Raw genomic sequence first — 22,703 nt, 5'->3', positions numbered from 1 at the left:
ACTTGAAGCGGGCGCACCCCAACCCCTGGGACGCATCCCGGGGGTCGCCCGTGTCGGCGCCATTTAAGCGGGGCAACCCCCCCCGGGGGGCCCCCCCGCTCCCACAAGGGAAAAAAGGCCCGCGTTAAGCGGGCCTTTCTGATCAGACGTTGAAGCGGAAGTGCAGCACATCGCCTTCCTTCACGATGTATTCCTTGCCTTCCAGGCGCAGGCGCCCGGCTTCCTTGGCCCCCTGCTCGCCCTTGTACTTGATGTAGTCATCGTAGGCGACGGTCTCGGCGCGGATGAAACCACGCTCGAAGTCGGTGTGGAGGACACCGGCGGCCTGCGGCGCGGTGGAGCCGGCGCGGACCTGCCAGGCGCGGACTTCCTTCTCACCGGCGGTAAAGTAGGTCTGCAGGCCCAGCAGCTTGTAGCCGGCGCGGATGACGCGGTTCAGGCCCGGCTCGTCGAGGCCCATGCTCTGCAGGAACTCGTCGCGCTCGGCATCGTCGAGCTGCGAGAGTTCTTCTTCGATCGCGGCGCACACCGGCACCACCTCGGCCCCCTCTTCCAGCGCGCGGGCGCGGACGGCGTCGAGGTGCGGGTTATTTTCGAAGCCATCTTCCGCCACGTTGGCGATGTACATCAGCGGCTTCATGGTGATCAGGAACATGTCGCGGACCAGCGCCTTTTCGTCGGCGTCGAGGCCGGCAGAACGTGCGCTGCGGCCCTGGTCGAGCACCTTGGCCAGCTTCTCGAGCACCGGCTTGCGGGCCAGCGCGTCCTTGTCGTTGGCCTTGGCCGAACGCGTCGCACGGTCCAGCGCCTTCAGCACGGATTCCAGGTCGGCCAGCGCCAGCTCGGTATCGATCGTTTCGATATCCGAGATCGGATCCACCTTGTTGGCGACGTGGATGATGTTGCCGTCTTCGAAGCAACGGACGACGTGGGCGATGGCGTCGGTCTCGCGGATGTGCGCGAGGAACTTGTTGCCGAGGCCTTCGCCCTTCGAGGCGCCAGCGACCAGGCCGGCGATGTCCACGAATTCCATGGTCGTCGGGATGATCTTCTGCGGCTTCACGATCGCCGAGAGTGCATCCAGGCGGGGATCCGGCACCGGCACGATGCCGGTGTTCGGCTCGATCGTGCAGAACGGGAAATTGGCCGAAGCGATACCCGCCTTGGTCAGCGCGTTGAACAGGGTGGACTTGCCGACGTTAGGCAGGCCGACGATGCCGCATTTGATGCCCATGGCGAACTCTGTATCCGGTAGTTTTTTAAAGAGGTCAGGCGACCGTGTGCAGGCGTTTCATCGCCTCTTCGAACTTGCCATCCTGCGCCAGCGGCAGCACGTCGAACGCGCGCCCGATGCCGTGCATGATGGCGTCCTCGTCAGCCGCGTTCGCGCGGCCGAGGACCCACGAGGTGACCTTGTCCTTGTGCCCCGGGTGGCCGATGCCGACCCGCAGGCGGTGGAACTTGCCGTGGCCCAGGTGGGCCATGATGTCGCGCAAGCCGTTCTGGCCGCCGTGGCCACCATCGAACTTCATGCGGACGGTGCCGGGCGAGAGGTCCAGTTCGTCGTGGGCGACGAGGCACTCTTCCGGCTCGATCTTGTAATAGCGCAGCGCGGAAACAACCGCGATGCCGCTCTTGTTCATGAACGTGGCCGGCTTCAAAAGCCAGACAGGCTCGCCGCCGATGCGCACCTTGCAGGTCTCGCCGTGCAGCTTGCCGTCGAACGACCAGCGCTCGCCCTGCTCCTGGGCAAGGGCATCCACGCACCAGAACCCGGCGTTATGCCGGGTCCTGACGTATTCGGCCCCGGGGTTACCGAGGCCGACGATCAGACGTAGTGACGCCATGCGAAGTAAACGCGTGGCCCGCGACGCAGTGCGCCGCGGGCCACGAGCCGATTACTTGGCTTCGTCCGAAGCGCCCTCGGCGCCTTCGGCCGTCGCGTCGACTTCTTCCTGGATCGCGGCGACGGTGACGACGGCGACGTCGTGCTCCTTGCCCAGGCCCAGTTCCGGCACTTCCACGCCCTTCGGCAGCTTCAGGTCCGACAGGTGGACGATGTCGCCAGCCTTCAGGTCGGCCAGGTCGAGTTCGATGAACTCCGGCAGGTCCTTCGGCAGGCACGAAACGGTGACTTCCGTGAGGTTGTGCGAGATGACCAGGCCAGCGGTCTTGCCAGCCGGGCTCTTTTCCTGGTTCAGGAAGTGAACCGGCACGGCGACGCGAACGGCTTCGTTCTCGTTAACGCGCTGGAAGTCCATGTGCAGCATGAGCTGCTTGAACGGGTGCTTCTGCCAGTCCTTGATCAGGACCTTCTGAGCCTTGCCGTCGACGGTCAGTTCGATGACCGACGAGTAGAACGACTCGAAGCGCGAACCGAGCAGGATGTCGTTGTGCAGGACCTGGATGGCCTGCGGCTCGGCGCCTGCGCCGTAGACGATAGCCGGCACGTAGCCCGCGGTACGAAGGCGGCGGCTCGCACCCTTCCCTTCGATCTTGCGGCTCGTGGCGGTGAGCTTGTGGTTGGTAGCCATGGTGGTGTTGCCTCAAGTAAACCGCCTCGCGGCGGTGGTAAAGGTCTTCCCCGCGACCAGGGAAGACCGAAAAAACGGTGGATCAGTCGATGTAGAGCGAGCTCACCGATTCGCCATAGGCGATGCGGCGGATCGTCTCCGCGAGCAGTTCCGCAACCGACAACTGGCGGATTTTCGCACAGTTACGGGCGTTATCGCGCAGCGGCAGCGTATTCGTGACCACCAGCTGGTCGAGCTGGGAGTTCTCGATGTTGCTGATCGCGGCGCCCGAGAGCACCGGGTGCACGCAGTACGCGACGACCTTGCGGGCGCCCTTTTCCTTCAGCGCCGCCGCGGCGGCGCAGAGCGTGCCGGCGGTGTCGACGATGTCGTCCACCAGCACGCAGGTCTTGCCTTCCACGTCGCCGATGATGTTCATGACCGTGGCCACGTTCGCCTTCGGACGGCGCTTGTCGATGATGGCCAGGTCGGCGTCATCCAGGCGCTTGGCGAGCGCACGCGCACGCACCACGCCGCCGACGTCCGGGCTGACCACGATCAGGTCATCCATGCTGTGGTGACGCCAGATGTCGGCCAGGAGCACCGGCGAGGCGTACACGTTGTCGACCGGGATATCGAAGAAGCCCTGGATCTGGTCCGCGTGCAGGTCGATCGTCAGCACGCGATCCGCACCCGCGGTCGCAATCATCTTGGCGGCCAGCTTCGCCGTGATCGGCACGCGCGCGGAGCGCGGGCGGCGATCCTGGCGGGCGTAGCCGAAATACGGCATCACCGCGGTCACGCTGCCGGCCGAGGCGCGCTTGAGCGCATCCACCAGCACCAGCAGGTCGAACAGGTTTTCCGCGCTGGGCGCGCCCGTCGGCTGGATGACGAACACTTCCTGCTTGCGGACGTTTTCCTCGATCTCGATCTGGGCCTCGCCGTCGCTGAAGCGACCGATGAGGGCCTTGCCCATCGGGATGCCAAGGCGTGCGGCAACATCGTCGGCGAGCGCACGGTGCGCGTTACCGGTGAAAAGCATCGGGGTGGACGTATCCACGAGGACTCCTAGAGGGAACAGTTAGGTTGAAATCGGCGCAGTGCCACCCCTGGAGGTGGCTGGGGCGGCAGGATTCGAACCTGCGCATGCGGGAATCAAAATCCCGTGCCTTAACCAGCTTGGCGACGCCCCAACAATTTCGTGATCACATGCCGCAGCCCGCGGCCCTTTCCGTCCTTAACTACACGAAGCCCCTTGCCCCGATCCGTGCCTGCGCAACCCGCAGCGGCGATGGATCGACACCCGCCGCCACGTGGGCCGTAAAGCCTGAGGGGCAGCGCGAAGCGACCGCGAGGGCCGCTTCAAAGGTTCTCGTTTCCAGGAAGACGCAGCCACCACTGCCGGAAAGCCTGGCGTGGCCGAAGCCCGCCAGCCAGTCCAGCGCCGCGGCCACCCGCGGGTGCCGCGCACGGACCACCGGTTCGAAGGCGTTCTCCGCCGAATCCCCGGAAACAAAGGCCGAAATTGTCGCCCGAGGGGCATTTCGAGTCAATTCGGGGGCGGCGAACAGGGCCGGGGTGGGCACGTGCTCGGCCGGATCGACCACCACGTACCAGCGCCGGGGGAGCTTGATCGCCTCGAGCCGCTCGCCCACGCCCTCGGCCCAGGCCGAGCGGCCGCGGACGAAGACCGGGACATCGGCGCCCAATTCGAGGCCCAGCGCCGCCAGGGCGTCCTCGTCCAGGCCGGTGTTCCACAGGGTGTTGAGACCGACGAGCACCGATGCGGCATCCGAACTGCCGCCGCCGAGCCCACCGCCCATCGGGATCCGCTTGGCGACGTCGATCTCGGCGCCGAGCCGGGTGCCGGTGGCCGCCGCCAGCAGGCGGGCCGCGCGCACGGTCAGGTCGGTCTCCTCAGGCACGCCCGTGATATCCCGCGGCCGGGTGATCACCCCGTCCTCGCGGACCCGCAGGCGGATCTCATCGCCCCAGTCGAGCAGGCGGAAAACCGTCTGCAGCTCGTGGTAGCCATCGGCGCGGCGGCCGACGATGCGCAGGAACAGGTTGAGCTTGGCCGGGGCCGGCCATGTGGTCCAGTCGCCCCGGGCAAGCGGCGCGAGCAGGCGGCTCATGAAGACGCGCAGGTGATCGGGGAAGCCGTTGTCGCGGTCGCGCGCCAGGGCCTCGGCGAACTCCGGGGCCCGCTTGTCGACCACCGCGAAGCCGTGCTTCGCATAGAACGGCGCGTTCCAGGGCACGTCGGCCAGGGTGCCCAGGTCGACACGGGCATAGCCGGCCTCGCGGGCCCAGGCGCAGGCGTGCTCGAGCAGGGCCGCCCCGATGCCGCGGCGACCGAACGCCGGCAGTACATCGATCTCGGCGATGCCGATGGCGCCCGGGTTGCCGTCCGTATCCAGGCAGACGAAACCGACAACCTCATCTTCGACCACCGCGACCCAGCACAGTCCACGGGTGATCAGCTGGCGAACCATGTCCACCGGCAGCGACATACCGGAATACGACGGCCACGCCTCATGCCCGCGAAACAGTTCCACCGCCGCACGTTCGATCTCGCAGAGGCGCCCGGCGTCATCGGGGAGGGCGCGAGCGATGGTGAAGGCCGTCACTGCCCCAGCTGCCACGACTCGATCGCGAGACGCACCTTGTACGGCGGCTTCTCCGCGAACACCTTGCTCGGCATCGCCGGCTGGCGCGACGCGTCCCAGGCCTTGTATTCAACGGTCCAGCCATCCTGGACCAGTTGCGAGGGCAGCTTGTCATCGCCAAAGCGGATATCGGCCGGGCCGGTATCGGCACGCAGGCCGAGGACCCAGCGCTTCAGCTCGGCCATCGGGATCTGCCAGCCCACTGTCTGCGCCATCAGCGTCTCGGCGTCGGGACCACGGCGGGTGCCGCCCTCGAGGCCGTCGAGCTCGGCACCATCCGGGCCACCGGTCAGCCGGAAGCTGCGGCCCGTGACCGGCGCCCGGACCGTGAAGTCGTAGCGGTCGCCATCCTGGTGCCAGGTGAGGCTACCGGACCCCGAATCCTTATCCGTCGCCACCGAGAGTTTCCCTTGCAGCGTCCAGTGCGATGTATCGGCCAGGTCGTGCTCGCGCTGCGCCTGTTGGCTCATCGTGACCACATCGCCTTCGCGGTGGACCGTGGGGCGCGTCGGGGCGCAGGCCGCCAGGAGAATCAGGGAGGCCACGAGGCAGGGTCGGATGTAACGGGACATGCAAACTCCGATGCAGGAGCGCGCTTGCGCGCGGTTAAAGCGATGGAACGGGATGCGAAGGTTTGCGCGGGTGGCTATCGCGCGCAAGCGCGCTCCCACAAAAGCGTCTTGTAGCGGGCCCTGTGGCGGTGCCGTTAAGGGCGTCGCTCACAGGGTGAGCTCCTACGGTTTGAGCTTCTGCTCGGTTTTCTGCAGGGAGGCGTTCTTCGGGTCGATCCGGCGTACTTCGTTCAGCACCTTGCGCGCTTCGTCGCGCTCGCCGCGCTGCCAGAGCACCTCGGCGAGGTGCACGCCGATGTCGCCATCCTTCTGCTTCGCCCATGCGCCGCGCAAGGTGGATTCGGCCTGGTCGAGCTGGCCCTGGCGGAATTTCAGCCAGCCCCACGAATCGGCGACCGACGGATCATCGGGGCGTGCGGAGCGCGCCGCCTGCAGCAACGACTGCGCCTCGGCGAGGTCGCGATCGTTATCAGCGAGCGTGTAACCCAGCGCGTTGCTGGCCTCGATGTCGCCAGGCTTCATCTCCAGGACCTTGCGGAAGTCCGCCACCGCCTGGTCGACGCGCCCCGCCTCGGCATAGGCCAGGCCACGCGCGTAGAGCATGTCGGTGTCGTCCGGCTTGACCTGCAACGCCTTGTCGTACGAAGCGACCGCGGCATCGAAATGGCGCGAGTCCATGTACAGCTCGGCATCGACCGCGAAGGCCTTCACCAGGGCTTCGGGGCGGTCGGCGTACGTCGTCTGCAGGTCCGCGACGATCTGGTGGGCGTCGTCATCCTTGCCCTGCAGGTGCAGGATCACCGCACTGCGCACCGAGGCATCGAAGATCCGCGGATCGTCGTCGCCCACCGCGGCGTACCAGTCGAGGGCGTCTTCCTTCTTGTCGAGCAGTTCGGCCAGCTGCCCCAGCGTGAAGGCGTTATCGGCCTGCACATCGTCGGGACGGTGGCGGATCTCGTCATACAGGCGGCGTAGCGCGGCCTTGTCGGCCGCACGCGCGGCTAGGGTCATCCGCATCGTGTAGGTATCGGCATCCTGCGGACCCGTGGCCACCACGGTCGCGGCGCCCTTCTCATCGCCGCCCTGCGCAAGCAGCGTGGCATAGGCCAGGCGCAGGCGCGGGTTCTTCGGATCCTTTGCGACGGCCTTCGCGAACAGCTTCTTCGCCCCTTCCTTATCGCCCGCGCGGAACTTCTGCTGGGCGGCCCAGGCGTAGGTGGCGCCATCGTGGAAGCGCTTCTGCGCCTCCTCGCCCATGCGCTGGGCGTAATCGTGGCGGCCGAGGTTCTCACCCAGCTCGGCCATGGCCAGCCAGGCGGTGGCCTCGTTTGGCAAGCGCTGGGGCGTGGCGATCCGTTCGAGCAGGACCCCGGCCTGGGCCGCGTCGCGCCCCTGGACCAGGGTGCGCCCGAAAGCGCGCCAGGCGTCCTTGTCGCCCGAGGACACGAGGATTTCCAGTTGGCGCTGTGCCTCGGCGGTGTCGCCGCGATCCAGCGCCATGCGGGCGCGGCCCTCGGCCAGCTCAGCCGGCCTGGCGCCCAGGGCGGCCCAACGGTCGAGCGCCCGGGTGGCGGCGTCCTGGTCATGGATGGCCAGGGCCAGCTCGGCGGCGCGGCTGGCCACGATGGGGTCGTTGCTGAGCGCCGCGGCCCGCCCGTAAGCGTCCGAGGCGGTCTTGAGATCGTTGGCGGCGATGGCGAAATCGCCGGCCATCACCTGGGCCTCCAGGTCACGCTCTGGCGGCACGATCGCCACGTGCAGGCGGTCGAGGGGCTGGACGCCGGTCCGCACCTGCTTAGGCTGCTGGGTGGCGGGTGGTGTGGTGGTGGCGCAACCCGAGATGGCCGCGGCGGCACCCATGAGGACCACAAAATGCCGCACTTGCTTGAACTTGGACCAACCGGTCAGCACACTACTCTCCGTTGTTTTTCCGCTACGGACAGGCCCGTGCAAGCGCCCGAAGCCTTGTCAGCGCACAATGCGCCCTTAGCTTAGCCGACGCCACCCCTGCCGAGCGCAGCCGCCGACATGCCATTGATCGCCCTTGGGCTCAACCACCTCACCGCGCCGGTCAGCCTGCGCGAGCAGGTTGCGTTCGACGCCAGGGTGGCTCCCGAGGCGCTGGGCGACCTGACCCGGCAGCCGGGCGTGGAAGAGGCGATGATCCTTTCGACCTGCAACCGCACCGAGCTCTACGTGAGCGTGGCCGATGGTTTCCAGGCCGTACCGGGCCAGTGGCTCTCCCGGCAACACCGGTTGACCCCGCAGCGGCTGGATGAGTTCCTCTACCGCCACGACGAGCAGGAAGCCGTGCGCCATATGTTCCGCGTGGCAACGGGCCTGGACTCCATGGTGCTGGGCGAGCCGCAGATCCTCGGCCAGGTGAAGGACGCCTACCAGCAGGCGCGTGGCGCCAACGCGCTGAAGGCGCCCATGGAGCGCCTGCTCCAGCACACCTTCGCCGTGGCCAAGCGCGTACGCACGGATACCCGGATCGGCGCCCATACCGTCTCGGTGGCCTACACGGCCGTTCGCCTGGCGGAACAGGTCTTCACCGACCTGCGCCAGGCCTGCGTACTGCTGATCGGCGCCGGCGAGACGATCGAGCTGGCCGCGCGCCACCTGGCCGACAAGCAGGTCCGCCGGCTGATCGTGGCCAACCGCACCCTCGAGAACGCCCAGGAGCTCGCCGGCCGTTACAGCGGCTATGCGATCGCCCTGGCCGACCTGCCCCGCCACCTGGCCGAGGCCGATATCGTCATCAGCTCCACGGCCTCGCGCCAGCCGGTGGTCACCCGGGCCATGGTGGCCGATGCGATCGCCCAGCGCCGGCGCCGGCCCATGTTCATGGTGGATATCGCGGTGCCTCGCGATATCGAGGCCAGCGTGGCCCAGCTCGACGACGTCTACCTTTACGGCATCGACGACCTCAAGCAGGTCATCGACGAGAACCGCCGCTCGCGCGAGCTGGCCGCCCGCGAGGCCGATGCGATCATCGACCTGCAGGTCGAACGGTACATGTCGTGGCGCCGCGCGCTGACCCTGCGCAACCCGGCCGTCGACATGCGTGTGGCCGCCGAGGCCCAGCGCGACGAGGTCCTCGCCAAGGCGCAGGCCATGCTGGCGAGGGGCCGCAGCGCCGAGGAAGCCCTGGCCTTCCTCGCCAATACGCTCACCAACAAACTGCTCCACGCCCCCAGCGCCCGCCTCCGCGATGCCGCCCTTTCCGGCGACCTGGACCTGCTCCACGCCGCTGGCCGGCTGTATGGACTGGACCCGGACGACGACGTTTCCGCATGATGTACGGCTCCGAGCCGTCCTTCGTGCCCTAGATGACCCCGTCGATCCGCCGCAAACTCGAAGCCCTCGCCGAACGCCATGAAGAGGTGGGCCTGCTGCTGGCCCAGCCCGAGGTGCTCGCCGACGGCAACCGCTTCCGCGATCTTTCGCGTGAATACGCGCAGCTGGAGCCGGTGGCGGCCTCGCTGAAGGAGCACGACAACGCCGAACGCGAACTGGCCGATACGAAGGCCATGCTCGACGACCCGGACATGCGCGAGATGGCCGCCGATGACATCGGCCGGATCGAGCAGCGCCTCGCCGAACTCGATGGCGAGCTGCAGATCCTGCTGCTGCCGAAGGACCCGCGCGACGAAGGCAACCTGTTCCTCGAAGTGCGCGCCGGCACCGGTGGCGATGAGGCCGCGATCTTCGCCGGCGACCTGTTCCGCATGTATGCCCGCTACGCCGAACGCCAGCGCTGGCACGTCGAGATCCTCAACGCGAATGAAGGCGAGCACGGCGGCTACAAGGAAATCGTGGCGCGCATCGAGGGCCGCGGGGCCTATTCGCGCCTGAAGTTCGAATCCGGCACCCACCGCGTGCAGCGCGTTCCGGAAACCGAATCGCAGGGGCGTATCCACACCTCGGCGGCCACCGTCGCGATCCTGCCCGAGCAGGACGAGGTCGCGGACATCGAGATCCGCGATGGCGACCTGAAGGTGGATACGTTCCGCGCCTCCGGCGCCGGCGGCCAGCACGTCAACAAGACCGATTCGGCGATCCGCATCACCCACCTGCCCACGGGCACGGTGGTGGAATGCCAGGATGAGCGCAGCCAGCACAAGAACCGCGCGCGGGCGATGAGCCTGCTGAAGGCGCGCCTGCTCGATGCCGAGCGCAGCAAGCAGAGCGCCGCCCAGGCCGAGGCGCGCCGCCTCCAGGTGGGCTCGGGCGACCGCAGCCAGCGCATCCGCACCTACAACTTCCCCCAGGGCCGGATCACCGACCACCGCATCAACCTCACCCTGTATCGCCTCCTCGAGGTCATGCAGGGCGACCTCGACGAACTGGTCGACACCCTCACCCGCGAAAACCAGGCGGATGAGCTGCAGAGCCTGACCGCAAATTCCTGAGGCCACGACGCGTAGGAGCCCACCCTGTGGGCGACGCCGTTCGCGGTAGAGCAGCAGGCCCCGTGGTGTCCTCGCGAAAGATGTCGCCCACAGGGTGGGCTCCTACCAACGACGCCATGACATGTTGTGCGGCATGATGGGCTTCCCACCCAAGGAAGCCACGGCATGGGCAAGAAGAAAAAGCAGTACGAGCACGACCTCGAGGCGCTGCAGGTCGAACTGGTCGGCCTGACCCGCTGGCTGCGCCGCACCGGCAAGCGCATGGTCGTGATCTTCGAAGGGCGCGATGCCGCCGGCAAGGGCGGCACCATCAAAGCCATCACCGACAAGCTCGATACGCGCGCCGCGCGCGTCGTCGCACTGGGCAAGCCCACGTCGGAAGAAGACAGCCAGTGGTACTTCCAGCGCTACGTGCCGCACCTGCCGCACGCCGGCGAGCTCGTGCTTTTCGATCGCAGCTGGTACAACCGCGCCGTGGTCGAACCGGCCATGGGCTTTTGCACGCCAGCCCAGTACGACGCCTTCATGAAGGCGGTGCCCGCCTTCGAAAAGCTGCTCACCGACGATGGCATCATCCTGCTGAAGTACTGGCTGGCCGTGGACCAGGCCGAGCAGGAGGAACGTTTCGCCGAACGCGCCGCCGACCCGCTCAAGCGCTGGAAGCTTTCGCCCGTCGACATCAAGGGTCGGCAGAAATACGAGGAAATGGGCGACCTGCGCGACGCCATGATCCAGCACACGGATACCTCCGATGCCCCATGGTTCGTCGCCAACTTCAACGACCAGAAGGCCGGCCGGCTCGACCTGATCCGGCACCTGCTCGACCAGATCCCCGACAAACTCGTCCCCGAGGACGAGATCGACCTGCCGAAGCTCAAGGGCAAGCCGCAGAAGGAGCGGGTCACCGCGAAGGCGGTGAAGGTACCGAAGGTCTACTGACCCGGCGCACCGGTGGCGGCCGCTTGGGCAGCCGCCCCGTGCGTGACAGCCTCAGCCACTGGCGCATCGCCAGCAGGCCGCCGATCGATTCGATGATCGCCGCCGGCACCCACATGATCACGCCGCCGATCAGCTGGCCGGTGAGCACGTTCATCGTGAAGGCGCGGCCGCAAATCTCGAAGATCGGATACAGGTCGGCCTTCGAGAAGGTGACGACGGCGCCGGCGATGATCTGCGGCGTCATGGTGAATGCCGGCGACAGCACGCGGATCCCGGGCGTCATACGCCCCGGCGGCTTCGGCCGGTGATCGAGGACGAGCCACCAGTACGCCAGGCCCGAAAGCATCATCGACCAGTTCATGAAGCGGTAGATGCGCCAGTCGAGCATCGCCAGCGTCTGCACATCCGGGATCAGCCAGACGAGGATCAGGCCCACGAACGAAAGGGTCACGAATGCGGGATTCAACAGGACCGCGGCGAGCACGCGGCATACCGTTCCGCGCGACACGTGGCGCAGCCGCACCCGCCACGCCAGCGGCAGCCCGGCACGCAGCACGCTGCCCGGGTACGCCGCGACGAGCAGCAACGGGGCCAGGTGGTGCAGCAGCACCTGCTGGATCCGGTGCATGAAGAACTCATGCTCGAAGAAATAATCCAGGTAGGTGTGCAGCGACACGTACACGATGGCCATGCCGGCCCAGAACGCCGCCTGCCGCCCTGCGGGAACACGCAGGCGCCGCGCGCCGCGGGCGTACAGCCAGGCCGCGCCCACGAACAACGCCAGGAAGGTCCACGAGAACTCCCACGGCACGATCCACTTCATCAGCCCCCCGGCCATCACGCTCACATCTCCCGGCGTCCGCGGCGCGTACGCCGCCAGCCAAAGAGCAGGCCAAGGATCGCGACCAGCGCGGGCACCAGCACGATGTTGATGAACTTCAGGCGCAGGCCGAGCGCATCGATCTCCGCGTTGAGCTGGTGCTGCACGTCGCGCAGCTCCTTGCCGATCGCCAGCTTGCGCTGGAGGTACTGCTCCACTTCCTTGCGCTGCTGCGCGGTCAGGGTATTCGGCGATGCCGTGCCCTTGGTTGGCTGCAGCTCCGACAGGCGTCGCTGCGTGTCGTAGAGCTCGTTCTCCAGCTCACGCTTCTTCACCAGGAACTTGCGGTCGGCCGCGGCCTGCAGCGCGCGTACACGGGTGAATGGCCGCTGCAGGTTCGCGCGCCCGCGGATCGAAAGCAGTGCGGTCGAACCACCGAGGTTGTCCACGATGTTCGCGATGAAGTCACCGTTGTTGGCGAACGGCGTCATCTGCTGCTGGCCGAGCAGGGGCTGCACATCGAGCCAGAGGCGATCGGAGAGCAGGTCCGTGTCGGCCACCAGGATCACTTCGCCCGGCGCCGCCGCGACATCGAGGTGGCCAGGCCCCTTCCGCTCGGGGAACGCCGTATGGAAGGTATCGCGCAGGCGCGCGGCCAGCACGTAGCGATCGTGGTTCGGCTCATAGTTGTCGAGCAGGGCCGACGGGTCGGTCACCGTATCGCGCACGCGTTGGGCCGGTACCAGCATGGCCTCATCCGAGGTCTGCACCAGCGGCAGCATGCGTGCCTTCGTGTCCGGCGCGAGGTCGAAGAAACCCGCCGTGGAGAAGTTGATCCGCTGCAGGCTCGCCGTCACCACGTCATCGTGGTTCAGGTCCTGCATGGAGAGGCCCAGCATGGCCGGATGCGGCACGCTGTTGCCGTTCAGCTCGATCGTCAGTGCCTGCGAACGATCGAGCACCACCCTGGTCGGATCATACACCACGCCCCACGTTTCGAAGAGGCGGCGGAGGTCGGAATCGTGGTCATCCACCGTACCGTTCGAGTCGATCAGCGGTGCCGAATCCATTTCCGCGTCCGGGTCGACGAAGACCACCAGATGGCCCCCGTGCAACACGTATTGGTCGATCGCGTACTGCGCGTCATCCGGGAGCTTCTTCGGGTGGATGAGCAACAACACATTGAAGGAGGCGTCGACTTGCTTGAGGCTGCCGGCGTCGAGGCTGGTCACGTTCGCGAGCTGGTCTAGCTGGCGCAGTACGGTCCACGGCTGCTCGCCGATGACCATGTTGCCTTCCACCGGCAGCGAGCTGATCACTCCGATCTTCGGCTTGCGCGGCGCGCCCAGCTCGTAAAGCAGCTTGGCGATGTCGTACTCGACGAACGCTTCGCGGGCGGGGTCGAAGAACGGGATGGACTGCGACGTCGCGGCGTCGCCGGTACCGGTGGTTCCCACCAGGCCGAAGAACACCCGCTCACCATTACTGCCGCCACTGGCGGGCGTCAGGCCGTAGCTCTCGGCGGCATCCTCGTCGTCGGAGTACGGCACCGGGTCGATGATCCGGAAGCGGATGCGCCCGTGGGCACGCACCGCGATCTCCCGCAGCATTTCCTGCACGCGCTGCTCGTAGCTGCGCAGCTGCGGCAGCTCACGCGTGGCGTGGTCGGAAAAATACAGCGTCAGCGTCAGCGGCTTGCCGAGGCTGTCGACGATGTCCTGCGTGCCGGCGGTGAGCGTGTAGATGCGATCCTCGGTGAGATCGACACGCGCGGTGCGCAGCGACATGGAGCTCAGGCCGATGACCGCCAGAAACAGGACGGCGATGGCGCCCAGCCCGAGGCGCAGCACGTTGGCGCGGGAAAGCGAGAGCGAGGGCCGCTTCATCAGCGCGTCCTCTTCAGGTCGAGCACCAGCACGGCCGCACCCAGCCAGGCCACGATCATGGCACCGACGTACATCAGGTCGCGCAGGTCCAGCACGCCACGCGCGATGGCGTTGGCGTGGCGCACGATCGAGAGCTGGCCCATGGCACCAATCAGCTTCGGTGGCAGCGCATCCTGGAAGAAATCCAGCACCTGCGGCTGGCCGATCAGGAGCAGCACGAAACACACCGAGGCGGTAAGGATGAACGCGATGATCTGGCTGCGCGTCGCGGTCGACATGCACGCGCCAACGGCGATGAACGCACCGGCCATCAGCCAGCTGCCGATATATCCCGCCATCACCACGCCGTTATCCGGGTTGCCCAGGTAGTTCACAGTGATCCAGATCGGGAACGTGAGCACCAGGCAGATGCCGATGAACCCCCATGCCGCCAGGAACTTGCCAAGCACCGCCTGCGAAATGCTCACCGGCAACGAAAACAGCAGCTCAAGCGTTCCCGATGCGCGCTCCTCGGCCCACATCGACATCGTCACCGCGGGCACCAGTACCAGGTAGAGCCACGGATGCATATCGAAGAAGGGCTGCAGGTCGGCCAGCCCGCGATCGTAGAAATCGCCCGTGTAGAAGGTGAGGATGCCGGCCAGCACCAGGAAGATCACCATGAACACGTACGCGACGGGCGTAACGAAGTAGGCGCGCAGCTCGCGGCGCGCGATGGCGGACACCGCGCTCATGCGTTGCCCCCACGCGGCTGCGTCGTGATCTGCCGGAACACCTCGTCGAGCCGCCCCTGCTCGAGCTGGATCTCCGTGATCCGCAGGTTCTGCTCGCGCAGGAGTGCCTGCACATCATCGAGGATGGCGTGGCCCGGCTTCGGGAACACGGTGACACGCCCGTCCAGCGGGTCGACTTCGGTCATGGAGACCCCGGGGATACGCGCGAGCATCTCGCGCGACACCGCACTGCCCTGCGCACTGAAGGAGACGGCGCCGTGGTAGCGCGAGCGGGCCTCCAGCTCGGCCGGCGTCGCGTCCGCCAGCAGCTTGCCGTTCGCGATGATCGCCACGCGGTTGCACAGCGCGTGCACTTCTTCGAGCAGGTGGGTGGAGATCAGGATGGTGCGCTCACGCGCCATGGCATCGATGAGCATGCGCACGGAATGTTTCTGGTTGGGATCGAGGCCGTCGGTGGGCTCGTCGAGCATGAGCACCGGGGGATCGTGGAGGATGGCCTGGGCGAGGCCCACGCGGCGGCGGAGGCCCTTCGAGAGGGTTCCGATCGGGGCTTCGAGCACGTCCTCGAGCTCGAGCCGCATGACGACTTCATCGAACCGGCGCCGGGCGATCTCGCGATCGAGCCCGCGGACGCGGATCATGAAGGTGAGGAATTCGCGCACGGTCATCTCGGCGTAGCTGGGCGCGCCTTCGGGGAGGTAACCGAGGGCGCGCTTGGCGGCGAGGGGCTCGCGGCGGATGTCGTGGCCGCAGACGCTGGCGGTGCCACTGGTGGGCGTGAGGAAGCCGGCGATCATGCGCATGGCGGTGGATTTGCCGGCGCCGTTGGGCCCGAGCAGGCCGACGACCTGGCCGGGTTCGGCTCGCAGGGTCAGGGAATCGACCGCGATAAGCGGGCCGTAGCAGCGGGTAAGTCGGTCGGTCTCGATCATGTCCCTTCATTAACGCACGCGGCTGTCCCAGCTTCCACCCTGCGGCTGGCAAGCCTTGCGCGGCAACGCCCTTGTGGGACAGCGCGCTTGCGCGCGACATCTTTCGCGAAAGCGCTACAGGGTCATGCCGATCGGAGCGAAAGCTGTCGCCCACAGGGTGGGCTCCTACGACGGCAAGGCTCGCCCAACACCCACCTCAGTGCGTCCGAGAGTCCTTGGTGCCCACCCTCGAGGCGAGTTCCGCAGGCGAGGCAGGCGGGCGGGAACAGCCGCCGAAGGCGGGAGCGGCCATGGAGGGCCGCTCGTTTGAAATCGAGCCAGGATGGCGAGTTTCAAACCCCCGCCCGGCTGCCGGTTCGCGCCCGCAGGGCAATAAGTACATTTGCCCCGGAGGGGCACACCTTTTCGAACGACGAGGACATGTCTGAGCAGCGAGGGTGGGCACCAAGGGCTCTTTCCGGAGGTGTCAGAGCGCTAGCGCGATGGCGAAGCCGAGCACCCCGCGAAGCCGAAGGCGAGCCTGATCGTCAGTGACAGACAGCCGACTGGCCGTTCGCCACGGAGCGGCTGGCGGCGGCGATCTGGTCGGCGAGTTGAGCGAGTGCCTGCTGGTGCGCATCGACCAGTGAGTCATAGCTGCCGCCGGCCGGTTCCACCACCCGCGATGCACAGTTCGCCGACTGGTCGTCGGTACGCACCGACCACGCCGCCTCCAGCGTCGCGCTCCCGCCCAGTTCCGAATCGAAGCGGCGCACATCCACCTGCACCCGCACCACCTTCGCATCCTTCGCCCGGGGCAGCCCGTGGATATCGTGGGTGCCGAGGCGGCTGGAAAGATCCGCCGCCAGCGCGCTGCGGATCTCATCGCCCAGCGGCGACGCCCAGCGCTCACCATCCAGCACGCTCACCGACGAGCTGCCCGAGCGCAGCACCATCGAAGGCTGGTCCACCTGCGGCGGCACGCCCACCGCCTGCACATCGATCGCGAACGGCGCCACTGTCGCCGACGCGACCGCGGCCGGTGGGATCAGGGTATGGAAATGCACCGGCGCCGACGAGCACGCGGCGAGGGTCACGACGAGCAGGGCCGAAGCGGCGTTGCGGGTGTACTTCATCATGGCTGACCTTCCTTGCCCTGCTTCGGGGACGACGGCGTGGTGGCCGGCGGCGGTGCGTCGGCACCGCGGCCGCGCAGCAGCGCCTCCGGGTGGCGACCCAGGTAATCGGTGAACGCACGCACGGAACGCACCGTGCGCTGCAGTTCTTCCAGCGTATTGCCGATGTTCTGCTGCAACGGCGAGTTCTCGCTCAGCGCATCGTTGGCGGTACCCACCGTGCGGTTCACGCCCTGCAGCGTCTTCTTCGCTTCCGGCAGCAGGTCGGTGTTCACCGTATGCAGCGTGCCGTGCAGTTCCTTCAGGCTGCCGTCGATGTTCTTGCCGATCGAATCGAACGGGATCTTCGAGATCTTGTCCACGATGGACGACAGCTGCTCCTGCAGATGATCGAAATCACCCGGCACGGTCGGCACCTCGAGCGGCTTGCCGTCCGGGTTGAAGTCGACCTTCTTCGCCTTCGGATCCACGTCCATCGCGATGTACAACTGGCCGGTCAGCAGGTTGCCAGTGCGCGCCTGCGCACGCAGGCCATGGTCGACCAGGCCCTTCATGATCCGCGGGAACAGGGTCTCCGGATCGCCGCCGAGCACCTGCGCCAACTTCTCGTGCGCCTTGCCCAGGCGCTGCGGATAGACGAGCACGCCCACGACCACCGGGAAGCTGTGCTTCTCCGGGTCGTAATCCAGGTTCACCGACACGACCTTGCCGACCTTCACGCCGAGCAACTCCACCGGCGCATCGACGTTGAGGCCGCGCAGCGAGTGCTCGAAACGCATGCGGATATAGCGCGGCTTGCCATCCGGCGGCGCAAGCGCGGTGGCCTGGTCGCCGAACAACGTGTATTCGCTCATCTCGGGCGCGGGGGTCTCATCGTGCGGACCCAGCGGATCGGAGAACGCGACGCCGCCAGCGACGACCGTGGCGAGCGACTGCGTGTTGAGCTTCAGGCCGTCGGCACCGAGCGAGACATCGACGCCGCTGGCATTCCAGAAGCGCGAGTCCTTGGTGACGAATCGGTCGTTCGGGCCGTCCACGAACAGCTGGAGCGACACGCCCTTCCCGTCCTTGTCGAGCTCGTACGAGACGATGCGGCCGACCTTGATGCGGCGGAAGTACACCGGCGAACCGATGTCGAGCGTGCCGAGGTCTGCGGTATGCAGCTGGAAGCGGCGGCCGGGCGCGCCATGCGTCACGGCCGGCGGGGTTTCCAGGCCGGTGAAATCGCTCTGGTCCTCATCGGACGTGCCGGTATCGGCGCCGATGAATGCGCCCGACAGCAGCGTATCGAAGCCGGAGACACCGCCGGCACCGATGCGCGGGCGCACCACCCAGTAACGGGTGCCCTTGGTCGCGAACTCGGAGGCGTTCTTCTCCAGGTCGATCACCACCCGCACATGGGTGCGATCCTTGGAGAGGCGCATGGTGGTCACCTTGCCGATCACCACGGTCTTGTACTTGACCTGGGTCTTGCCGGTCTCGATGCCCTCGCCCGTGAGGAAGGTCACCGTGACCTGCGGGCCAGCCGAGATGTAGTGGTTGACCAGCAGCGAGATGCCCACCAGGGCCGCGATGATCGGCACCAGCCAGATCAGCGACACGCCCATTTTCGAACGGCGCACCTCCGGTTGGGGCAGGTCATCGCCTTCCGGCCGGTTTTCTTCCTGGATGTCGCTCATCGTGCCTTCCTTTTGTCCCAGATCAGGCGGGGATCAAAACTCATCGCCGCCAGCATCGTCAGCACCACGACGATGCCGAAATAAATCACCCCCGGCAGCGGCTCCACGCGCGAGAGCACCTTGAAGTGCACCAGCGCGGAAAGGATCGCCACCACGAACACATCCAGCATGGACCAGTAACCCACCAGCTCCACGAAGCGATACAGCTTGGCGCGTTGCCGCGGCCCGTAGTCGCTGGCCCGCTGCACCGAGAGCAGCAGGTAGCCCATGATGCAGAACTTCAGCACGGGCACCACGATGGATGCCGTGAAGACGATGATGGCAAGGTCGGGCGACCCGTTGCGCCATAGCTCGAACACGCCGCTGAGGATCGTGTTGTCGTCCTTCGAAAACAGGCTCTGTGTCCGCATGATCGGGAACAGGTTGGCCGGGATGTAGAAGATGGCGGCCGCGATCAGGAACGCCCAGGCGCGCGCGATGCTGCCCACTTTCCGCGCATGCAGCGGGTTATGGCAGCGCGGGCAGCGGGCGTGCGGGTTACTGGTGTAGGCGGTGACCAGGCGGCACACGTGGCAGCCCATCATCCCCAGCTCCTGGGCGCGTGGCAGTTCGCTCACCGGCGCACCTCGCGGGTCATGTCCCACAGGTTGCGCGGGTCGTGGCTGGCGAACACGGTGATGAGCACGGTAAGGAAGCCGAATGCCCAGACGCCGATGCCGGGGATCACGTCGAAATAGGTATGTGCCTTCACCACCGCCACCAGCACGCCGAGCATGAATACCTCGATCATGCTCCACGGCTTGATCTTCACCAGGGTGGACATGGCCAGGCCGAAACCGGGCGCCCGCTCGCCGTGCCGGGCGTACATCAGCACCCAGCCGAACAGCGTGATCTGCACCAGGGGGAATATGAACAGGGTGAGCGCGGTGAGCGCGGCGACGATCTGCGCCCCGTCGTTCCACATGGCGATGGCCGCGCCCCACAGGGTCGTGTCGGCCATCATGCCGGAGAAGCCGAGGGTCACGATGGGCGAGACGTTCGCGATGACGAAGACGATGAACGCCGTGAGCACCAGGGCGAACTGTGCATCGATGCCCAGCCACTGGTGGCGCTCGAGGACAGCCCCGCAATTGGCGCACTGGGCCACCTCGCCCCGGGCAAGGTGGCGCCGCCTGTAAACGGTGTCACAGTGCTCGCAGATGATGAGGTCAGGGGCTTTTCGCATGCACGCCGGCGGTGGAAGGCCGGTATGGCCCATGGCGCTATGATCGCAAATCCGGGTAAACGGCGCATGACGACGGTCGGGAAGGCTGCAAAACGGCCATCCCGGCTTGATATGCTGCCGAACTTCCCCGATCTAGGGGGGATCTTCCCTTGTCCCAGGAGCCTTTCGTGAGCAGCGCCCAGACCCGTAGTGCCCATGTCTTCGACGCGACCACGGCAGGATTCGAGCAGGATGTCATCCAGGCCTCACTGCAGACGCCGATCCTGGTCGACCTGTGGGCCGAGTGGTGCGGCCCCTGCAAGACGCTCGGACCGATGCTGGAAAAGCTGGCCGCCGAGTACAACGGGGCATTCCGCCTGGCCAAGATCGACGTCGATGCCGAGCAGCAGCTCGCGGCCATGTTCGGCGTGCGCAGCATCCCCACCGTCATCCTGATCAAGGATGGCCAGATGGCCGACGGCTTCGCCGGCGCCCTGCCCGAAGGCCAGCTGCGCGAGTTCCTGACCCGTAACGGCATCCAGCCGGGCGATGGCTCGGCGAATGACGCCGAGGCGATCGAGGCGGAACCCGAAAGCCCGGAGGAGGCCATCAACCGTCTCCAGCAGGCAATCGCCGCCGCGCCGGAACAGGCCGAGCTGAAGCTGGACCTCGCGCTGGCCCTGCTGCGCGCCGGCCAGGTCGAACCGGCCCAGGCCGAACTGGATGCCCTGCCCGCCAACCTCGCCACCGACGCCCGTGCGGTGCGCCTGCGCAGCCAGCTCGACCTGGCCCGCGCCCTGGCCGGTGCACCTTCGCTGGCCGACCTGCGCCAGCGCGTCGCCACCAACGGCGATGACTGGGAGGCCCGCGACCTGCTGGGTGTGCGCCTGCTGATCGAAGGCGACGCCCCGGCCGGCCTCGACCAGTTCCTCGACATCCTCAAGCGCCAGCGCGACTGGAACGACGGCCAGGCGAAGAAGCGCCTGCTCGCCGCGTTTGCGACGCTGGATGACGCGGAAGTCGTGGGCACCTACCGGCGCAAGATGGCCTCGCTGCTGTTCTGATCGCCCCTGTCTTCTTGTGCGAGCGCGCTTGCGCGCGATGGGGTTTGCGGCAAGCACCCATCGCGCGCAAGCGCGCTCCCACATTTTCAGGCTAGGGGTGGGAAGGCCGTGATGCGCAGCTTGGCGCCTGCGTAGGGGACGAGCTTCAGGGTCGTTTCGGGCTCGGTGGTTGCTGCGACCTTTTCCGGCACGGGGTCGGCTGCGCCCTCTTCTGCTTTCCATGCGACCGGCCGGCCACGAATGGTCAGCGTCACCGCGGGCGATGCGCCGGCGAACGGGCGCGCGCCGATCGGATGTTCTTCCGCTTTCGCTTCCAGCCCCACGCCATAATTCCACGGCGTGGTCGGATACACCTGCCAGTCATTGGTGAGGCCACGCGGGCGCCATTTCACCCACGCCTCGCCAATGGGCAGCGAGAACACGAGCGGGCCGCGCAGGAAGGTCACGGCGTTGTTGTAGCCGCGCTCGGTGACGACCTCGGCGGGGAATGACAATGCGATGCGATCGCCGGGGTTCCAGGTGCGTTCGATCGTGTGGAAGCCGGCTTCGGCTTTCACGGCGACCGCCGTGCCATTTACCGTCAGCACCGGCTTCGTGCACCAGGCCGGGATACGCACGCGCAACGGGAAGGCCACCGCGTGCGCCGGCTTCACCGTGATGGCGATATCGCCGCGGAACGGGTAGTCGGTGACCTGCTCGATCGCGACCGGCACGTCGCGCACCACGGTCGAGACGTTGCACGGCGCGTACACCGTGGCGGCCAGGCCGCGATCGCTCGTCGCCATCCACAGCGAAGCGGTGAGCTTGGGCCAGCCCTGGTGGAAGTTGGCCGTGCAGCAGCCGAAATGGGGATCGAGGCCGAAGATGTTGGCCTCCGGACCATTGGTCGTCCACGGCCGACGATGCAGGCTCACCTCCACCTGGTTCGGCTGCTGGTCGTACTGGTGCGCCCACATGTCGTCCGTGAACGTGCCCGGCAATGCGTTGTAAGCGATACGTTCGATGCGATCGCCGAGCGCCGCATCGCCCGTGATGGCGAGCGACATTTCCAGCGAATACATCGCCTCGACCACGGTGCAGAGTTCCACGCCCTGCGACGGGCTACGCCCGGCAAGGTGCTCGTCGCAGGAGAACATGCCGTTCGGCAGGCCGTGGTAGGTGTCGAGCATGTCGAGCTGGTGATGGATCGCCGCGCGATCATCGGCGCTGCGCGATACCAGCGACCACACGGGCGACGCCTTGAGTGCCTGGCCGTTGTTCACGCCGTGCACCTGCAGGCCGTCGTCGACCATGAACACATCACCGCCGTTGCGCATCTTCGCTTCCAGCGCCTTCACGTCCACCTTCTCCTTGAACGAGAAGTTGGCGAACATGCCCTGCCAGTCGTAACCCTGCTTCTTCAACAGGTGCGCCAGCTCGATCAGCTTCGGATCCTGGGTGCGCGTGTACAGCCACAGCACCACGGCCACCTCGTCCTGCCAGCGCATGCGACCCCAGTCGCGCAGCGGGCGCTCGGGCATGGCCTGGAGCTGGTAATGAAAATAGTTGGTCATGAACGGGACGACCCGCGCATCGCCGGTGAGCTCCTGGTACTGCGCGAGCACCTTCAGCATCACCATGCGCGGCCACCAGTCATCATTGCTGCGCGGCCCGAACATGCCGTTGGGCTGCGCGCTACCGAGTGTCCAGTCGATGAAACGCTGCGCCTTGGCTTTCAGCGGCGCCGAATCCAGCTGCCAGGCAAGCGGAAGGAGGCCGTCGAGGAAATACGGGCCACGCTCCCACGATTCCCCCTTGCCACCGAGCCAGCCGCTCTCGGGGCCGAGGTCCGGCCAGGTCTCGTCGACATGGCCGCCGAGGCCATCGGCCTGGATCTGCAGCTGGCGGAGCAGCCAGCCGGAAGGGGTGATGGAGCCCGCGGGCAAGAGCTGCAGCGGCTGGGGTGCCAGCGGCGCGGGCGGGAACAGGGGTGCGGCGGGGGCCGCCTTGCCTGCGCCCGAAGCGGCTGACCCGGCGGCGGCTGACCCGGCGGCGGCGCCAGTAGCGGCAGCGGCACCAGCGGCCGCCAGCGGCACGAAGCCCGCGAGCGTGCCCATGGCGGAAGCGCGCAGGAATGCGCGGCGGCTCGTAACGGTGTCACCCATCGATCGACGTTCCCGTG

The 22,703-nt window shown here is 67.0% G+C and carries 20 protein-coding genes and 1 tRNA gene; 4 read left to right on the top strand and 17 right to left on the bottom strand.

Going from position 1 to position 22,703, the window contains the following annotated elements; translation table 11 throughout:
• Nucleotides 1-142: 142 nt before the first annotated feature.
• The 8 genes from ychF to ACTHLF_RS16295 form a co-directional block, all read right to left on the bottom strand.
• Nucleotides 143-1,234 carry a redox-regulated ATPase YchF gene (gene ychF / locus ACTHLF_RS16330; RefSeq protein ID WP_440328592.1) on the bottom strand — a complete coding sequence of 364 codons (1,092 nt, stop codon included), beginning with the start codon at nt 1,232-1,234 and terminating at the stop codon, nt 143-145.
• A 34-nt stretch (nt 1,235-1,268) separates the two neighbouring features.
• Nucleotides 1,269-1,847, bottom strand: a complete 579-nt coding sequence (gene pth, locus ACTHLF_RS16325) for an aminoacyl-tRNA hydrolase (RefSeq protein WP_440328590.1) — start codon at nt 1,845-1,847, stop codon at nt 1,269-1,271.
• Between the two features lie 51 nt (nt 1,848-1,898).
• Nucleotides 1,899-2,534, bottom strand: coding sequence for a 50S ribosomal protein L25/general stress protein Ctc (locus ACTHLF_RS16320; protein ID WP_440328588.1), 636 nt, complete (start codon nt 2,532-2,534; stop codon nt 1,899-1,901).
• An 82-nt stretch (nt 2,535-2,616) separates the two neighbouring features.
• On the bottom strand, nt 2,617-3,573 hold the full coding sequence (locus ACTHLF_RS16315) for a ribose-phosphate diphosphokinase (RefSeq protein ID WP_440328586.1): 957 nt from the start codon (nt 3,571-3,573) through the stop codon (nt 2,617-2,619).
• 56 nt (nt 3,574-3,629) lie between these two features.
• A tRNA-Gln gene (locus ACTHLF_RS16310) sits at nt 3,630-3,706 on the bottom strand.
• A 48-nt stretch (nt 3,707-3,754) separates the two neighbouring features.
• Entirely contained in the window at nt 3,755-5,158 is a 1,404-nt protein-coding gene (gene ispE, locus ACTHLF_RS16305; RefSeq protein ID WP_440328585.1) for a 4-(cytidine 5'-diphospho)-2-C-methyl-D-erythritol kinase, read from the bottom strand.
• Nucleotides 5,140-5,754 carry a lipoprotein insertase outer membrane protein LolB gene (lolB, locus tag ACTHLF_RS16300; protein ID WP_440328584.1) on the bottom strand — a complete coding sequence of 205 codons (615 nt, stop codon included), beginning with the start codon at nt 5,752-5,754 and terminating at the stop codon, nt 5,140-5,142. The genes ispE and lolB overlap by 19 nt, the downstream gene beginning before the upstream one ends.
• A gap of 162 nt (nt 5,755-5,916) precedes the next feature.
• Nucleotides 5,917-7,665, bottom strand: a complete 1,749-nt coding sequence (locus ACTHLF_RS16295; RefSeq protein WP_440328582.1) for a tetratricopeptide repeat protein — start codon at nt 7,663-7,665, stop codon at nt 5,917-5,919.
• Nucleotides 7,666-7,782: 117 nt separating this feature from the next.
• Here ACTHLF_RS16295 and hemA point away from each other — a divergent pair, with 117 nt between their 5' ends.
• The 3 genes from hemA to ppk2 all read left to right on the top strand — a co-directional run bounded on the left by hemA (nt 7,783) and on the right by ppk2 (nt 11,108).
• Nucleotides 7,783-9,054, top strand: coding sequence for a glutamyl-tRNA reductase (gene hemA / locus ACTHLF_RS16290; protein ID WP_440328580.1), 1,272 nt, complete (start codon nt 7,783-7,785; stop codon nt 9,052-9,054).
• A gap of 32 nt (nt 9,055-9,086) precedes the next feature.
• Entirely contained in the window at nt 9,087-10,169 is a 1,083-nt protein-coding gene (gene prfA, locus ACTHLF_RS16285) for a peptide chain release factor 1 (protein ID WP_440328578.1), read from the top strand.
• Between the two features lie 165 nt (nt 10,170-10,334).
• On the top strand, nt 10,335-11,108 hold the full coding sequence (ppk2, locus tag ACTHLF_RS16280; RefSeq protein WP_440328576.1) for a polyphosphate kinase 2: 774 nt from the start codon (nt 10,335-10,337) through the stop codon (nt 11,106-11,108).
• Here the strand turns inward: ppk2 and ACTHLF_RS16275 are convergent.
• The 8 genes from ACTHLF_RS16275 to ACTHLF_RS16240 all read right to left on the bottom strand — a co-directional run bounded on the left by ACTHLF_RS16275 (nt 11,071) and on the right by ACTHLF_RS16240 (nt 19,499).
• A complete protein-coding gene (locus ACTHLF_RS16275; protein ID WP_440328574.1) occupies nt 11,071-11,946 on the bottom strand; it encodes a cytochrome c oxidase assembly protein in 876 nt (291 codons plus the stop codon). The genes ppk2 and ACTHLF_RS16275 overlap by 38 nt on opposite strands.
• 5 nt (nt 11,947-11,951) lie before the next feature.
• Nucleotides 11,952-13,814: a GldG family protein gene (locus ACTHLF_RS16270; RefSeq protein ID WP_440328572.1), complete on the bottom strand. Its 1,863-nt coding sequence runs from the start codon at nt 13,812-13,814 to the stop codon at nt 11,952-11,954.
• On the bottom strand, nt 13,814-14,548 hold the full coding sequence (locus tag ACTHLF_RS16265) for an ABC transporter permease subunit (protein ID WP_440328570.1): 735 nt from the start codon (nt 14,546-14,548) through the stop codon (nt 13,814-13,816). The genes ACTHLF_RS16270 and ACTHLF_RS16265 overlap by 1 nt, the downstream gene beginning before the upstream one ends.
• Nucleotides 14,545-15,480 (bottom strand): ABC transporter ATP-binding protein, encoded by a 936-nt coding sequence (locus ACTHLF_RS16260; protein WP_440328568.1) that lies wholly within the window; start codon nt 15,478-15,480, stop codon nt 14,545-14,547. The genes ACTHLF_RS16265 and ACTHLF_RS16260 overlap by 4 nt, the downstream gene beginning before the upstream one ends.
• A gap of 527 nt (nt 15,481-16,007) precedes the next feature.
• Nucleotides 16,008-16,598, bottom strand: a complete 591-nt coding sequence (locus ACTHLF_RS16255; protein ID WP_440328566.1) for a PqiC family protein — start codon at nt 16,596-16,598, stop codon at nt 16,008-16,010.
• A complete protein-coding gene (locus ACTHLF_RS16250; protein WP_440328565.1) occupies nt 16,595-18,274 on the bottom strand; it encodes a PqiB family protein in 1,680 nt (559 codons plus the stop codon). Before ACTHLF_RS16250 ends, ACTHLF_RS16255 begins: the two co-directional genes overlap by 4 nt.
• Nucleotides 18,271-18,891, bottom strand: coding sequence for a paraquat-inducible protein A (locus tag ACTHLF_RS16245; RefSeq protein ID WP_440328563.1), 621 nt, complete (start codon nt 18,889-18,891; stop codon nt 18,271-18,273). The genes ACTHLF_RS16250 and ACTHLF_RS16245 overlap by 4 nt, the downstream gene beginning before the upstream one ends.
• On the bottom strand, nt 18,888-19,499 hold the full coding sequence (locus tag ACTHLF_RS16240) for a paraquat-inducible protein A (RefSeq protein WP_440328561.1): 612 nt from the start codon (nt 19,497-19,499) through the stop codon (nt 18,888-18,890). Before ACTHLF_RS16240 ends, ACTHLF_RS16245 begins: the two co-directional genes overlap by 4 nt.
• Before the next feature lie 167 nt (nt 19,500-19,666).
• On the opposite strand from ACTHLF_RS16240, the gene trxA reads away from it, so the two are divergent.
• Nucleotides 19,667-20,542: a thioredoxin gene (gene trxA / locus ACTHLF_RS16235; protein WP_440328559.1), complete on the top strand. Its 876-nt coding sequence runs from the start codon at nt 19,667-19,669 to the stop codon at nt 20,540-20,542.
• A gap of 86 nt (nt 20,543-20,628) precedes the next feature.
• Here the strand turns inward: trxA and ACTHLF_RS16230 are convergent, their stop codons facing one another.
• A complete protein-coding gene (locus ACTHLF_RS16230; protein ID WP_440328558.1) occupies nt 20,629-22,686 on the bottom strand; it encodes a beta-L-arabinofuranosidase domain-containing protein in 2,058 nt (685 codons plus the stop codon).
• Between the last annotated feature and the right edge of the window lie 17 nt (nt 22,687-22,703).

It is taken from the genome of Luteibacter sp. (assembly GCF_051958795.1).
Classification (GTDB): Bacteria; Pseudomonadota; Gammaproteobacteria; order Xanthomonadales; family Rhodanobacteraceae; genus Luteibacter.
Note: the sequence above shows the minus strand (reverse complement) of the source record. Positions and strands in the feature narration are given on the sequence as shown.

What these genes read in the sequence shown, in the direction of transcription:
- ychF (WP_440328592.1), bottom strand. Translation starts at nt 1,234, where the DNA reads ATGGGCATCAAATGCGGCATCGTCGGCCTGCCTAACGTCGGCAAGTCC.
- ACTHLF_RS16265 (WP_440328570.1), bottom strand. Translation starts at nt 14,548, where the DNA reads ATGAGCGCGGTGTCCGCCATCGCGCGCCGCGAGCTGCGCGCCTACTTC.
- ACTHLF_RS16230 (WP_440328558.1), bottom strand. Translation starts at nt 22,686, where the DNA reads ATGGGTGACACCGTTACGAGCCGCCGCGCATTCCTGCGCGCTTCCGCC.
- hemA (WP_440328580.1), top strand. Translation starts at nt 7,783, where the DNA reads ATGCCATTGATCGCCCTTGGGCTCAACCACCTCACCGCGCCGGTCAGC.
- ACTHLF_RS16250 (WP_440328565.1), bottom strand. Translation starts at nt 18,274, where the DNA reads ATGAGCGACATCCAGGAAGAAAACCGGCCGGAAGGCGATGACCTGCCC.
- ACTHLF_RS16240 (WP_440328561.1), bottom strand. Translation starts at nt 19,499, where the DNA reads ATGCGAAAAGCCCCTGACCTCATCATCTGCGAGCACTGTGACACCGTT.
- ACTHLF_RS16270 (WP_440328572.1), bottom strand. Translation starts at nt 13,814, where the DNA reads ATGAAGCGGCCCTCGCTCTCGCTTTCCCGCGCCAACGTGCTGCGCCTC.
- ACTHLF_RS16260 (WP_440328568.1), bottom strand. Translation starts at nt 15,480, where the DNA reads ATGATCGAGACCGACCGACTTACCCGCTGCTACGGCCCGCTTATCGCG.
- lolB (WP_440328584.1), bottom strand. Translation starts at nt 5,754, where the DNA reads ATGTCCCGTTACATCCGACCCTGCCTCGTGGCCTCCCTGATTCTCCTG.
- ppk2 (WP_440328576.1), top strand. Translation starts at nt 10,335, where the DNA reads ATGGGCAAGAAGAAAAAGCAGTACGAGCACGACCTCGAGGCGCTGCAG.
- prfA (WP_440328578.1), top strand. Translation starts at nt 9,087, where the DNA reads ATGACCCCGTCGATCCGCCGCAAACTCGAAGCCCTCGCCGAACGCCAT.
- ACTHLF_RS16320 (WP_440328588.1), bottom strand. Translation starts at nt 2,534, where the DNA reads ATGGCTACCAACCACAAGCTCACCGCCACGAGCCGCAAGATCGAAGGG.
- ACTHLF_RS16275 (WP_440328574.1), bottom strand. Translation starts at nt 11,946, where the DNA reads ATGGCCGGGGGGCTGATGAAGTGGATCGTGCCGTGGGAGTTCTCGTGG.
- ACTHLF_RS16255 (WP_440328566.1), bottom strand. Translation starts at nt 16,598, where the DNA reads ATGATGAAGTACACCCGCAACGCCGCTTCGGCCCTGCTCGTCGTGACC.
- pth (WP_440328590.1), bottom strand. Translation starts at nt 1,847, where the DNA reads ATGGCGTCACTACGTCTGATCGTCGGCCTCGGTAACCCCGGGGCCGAA.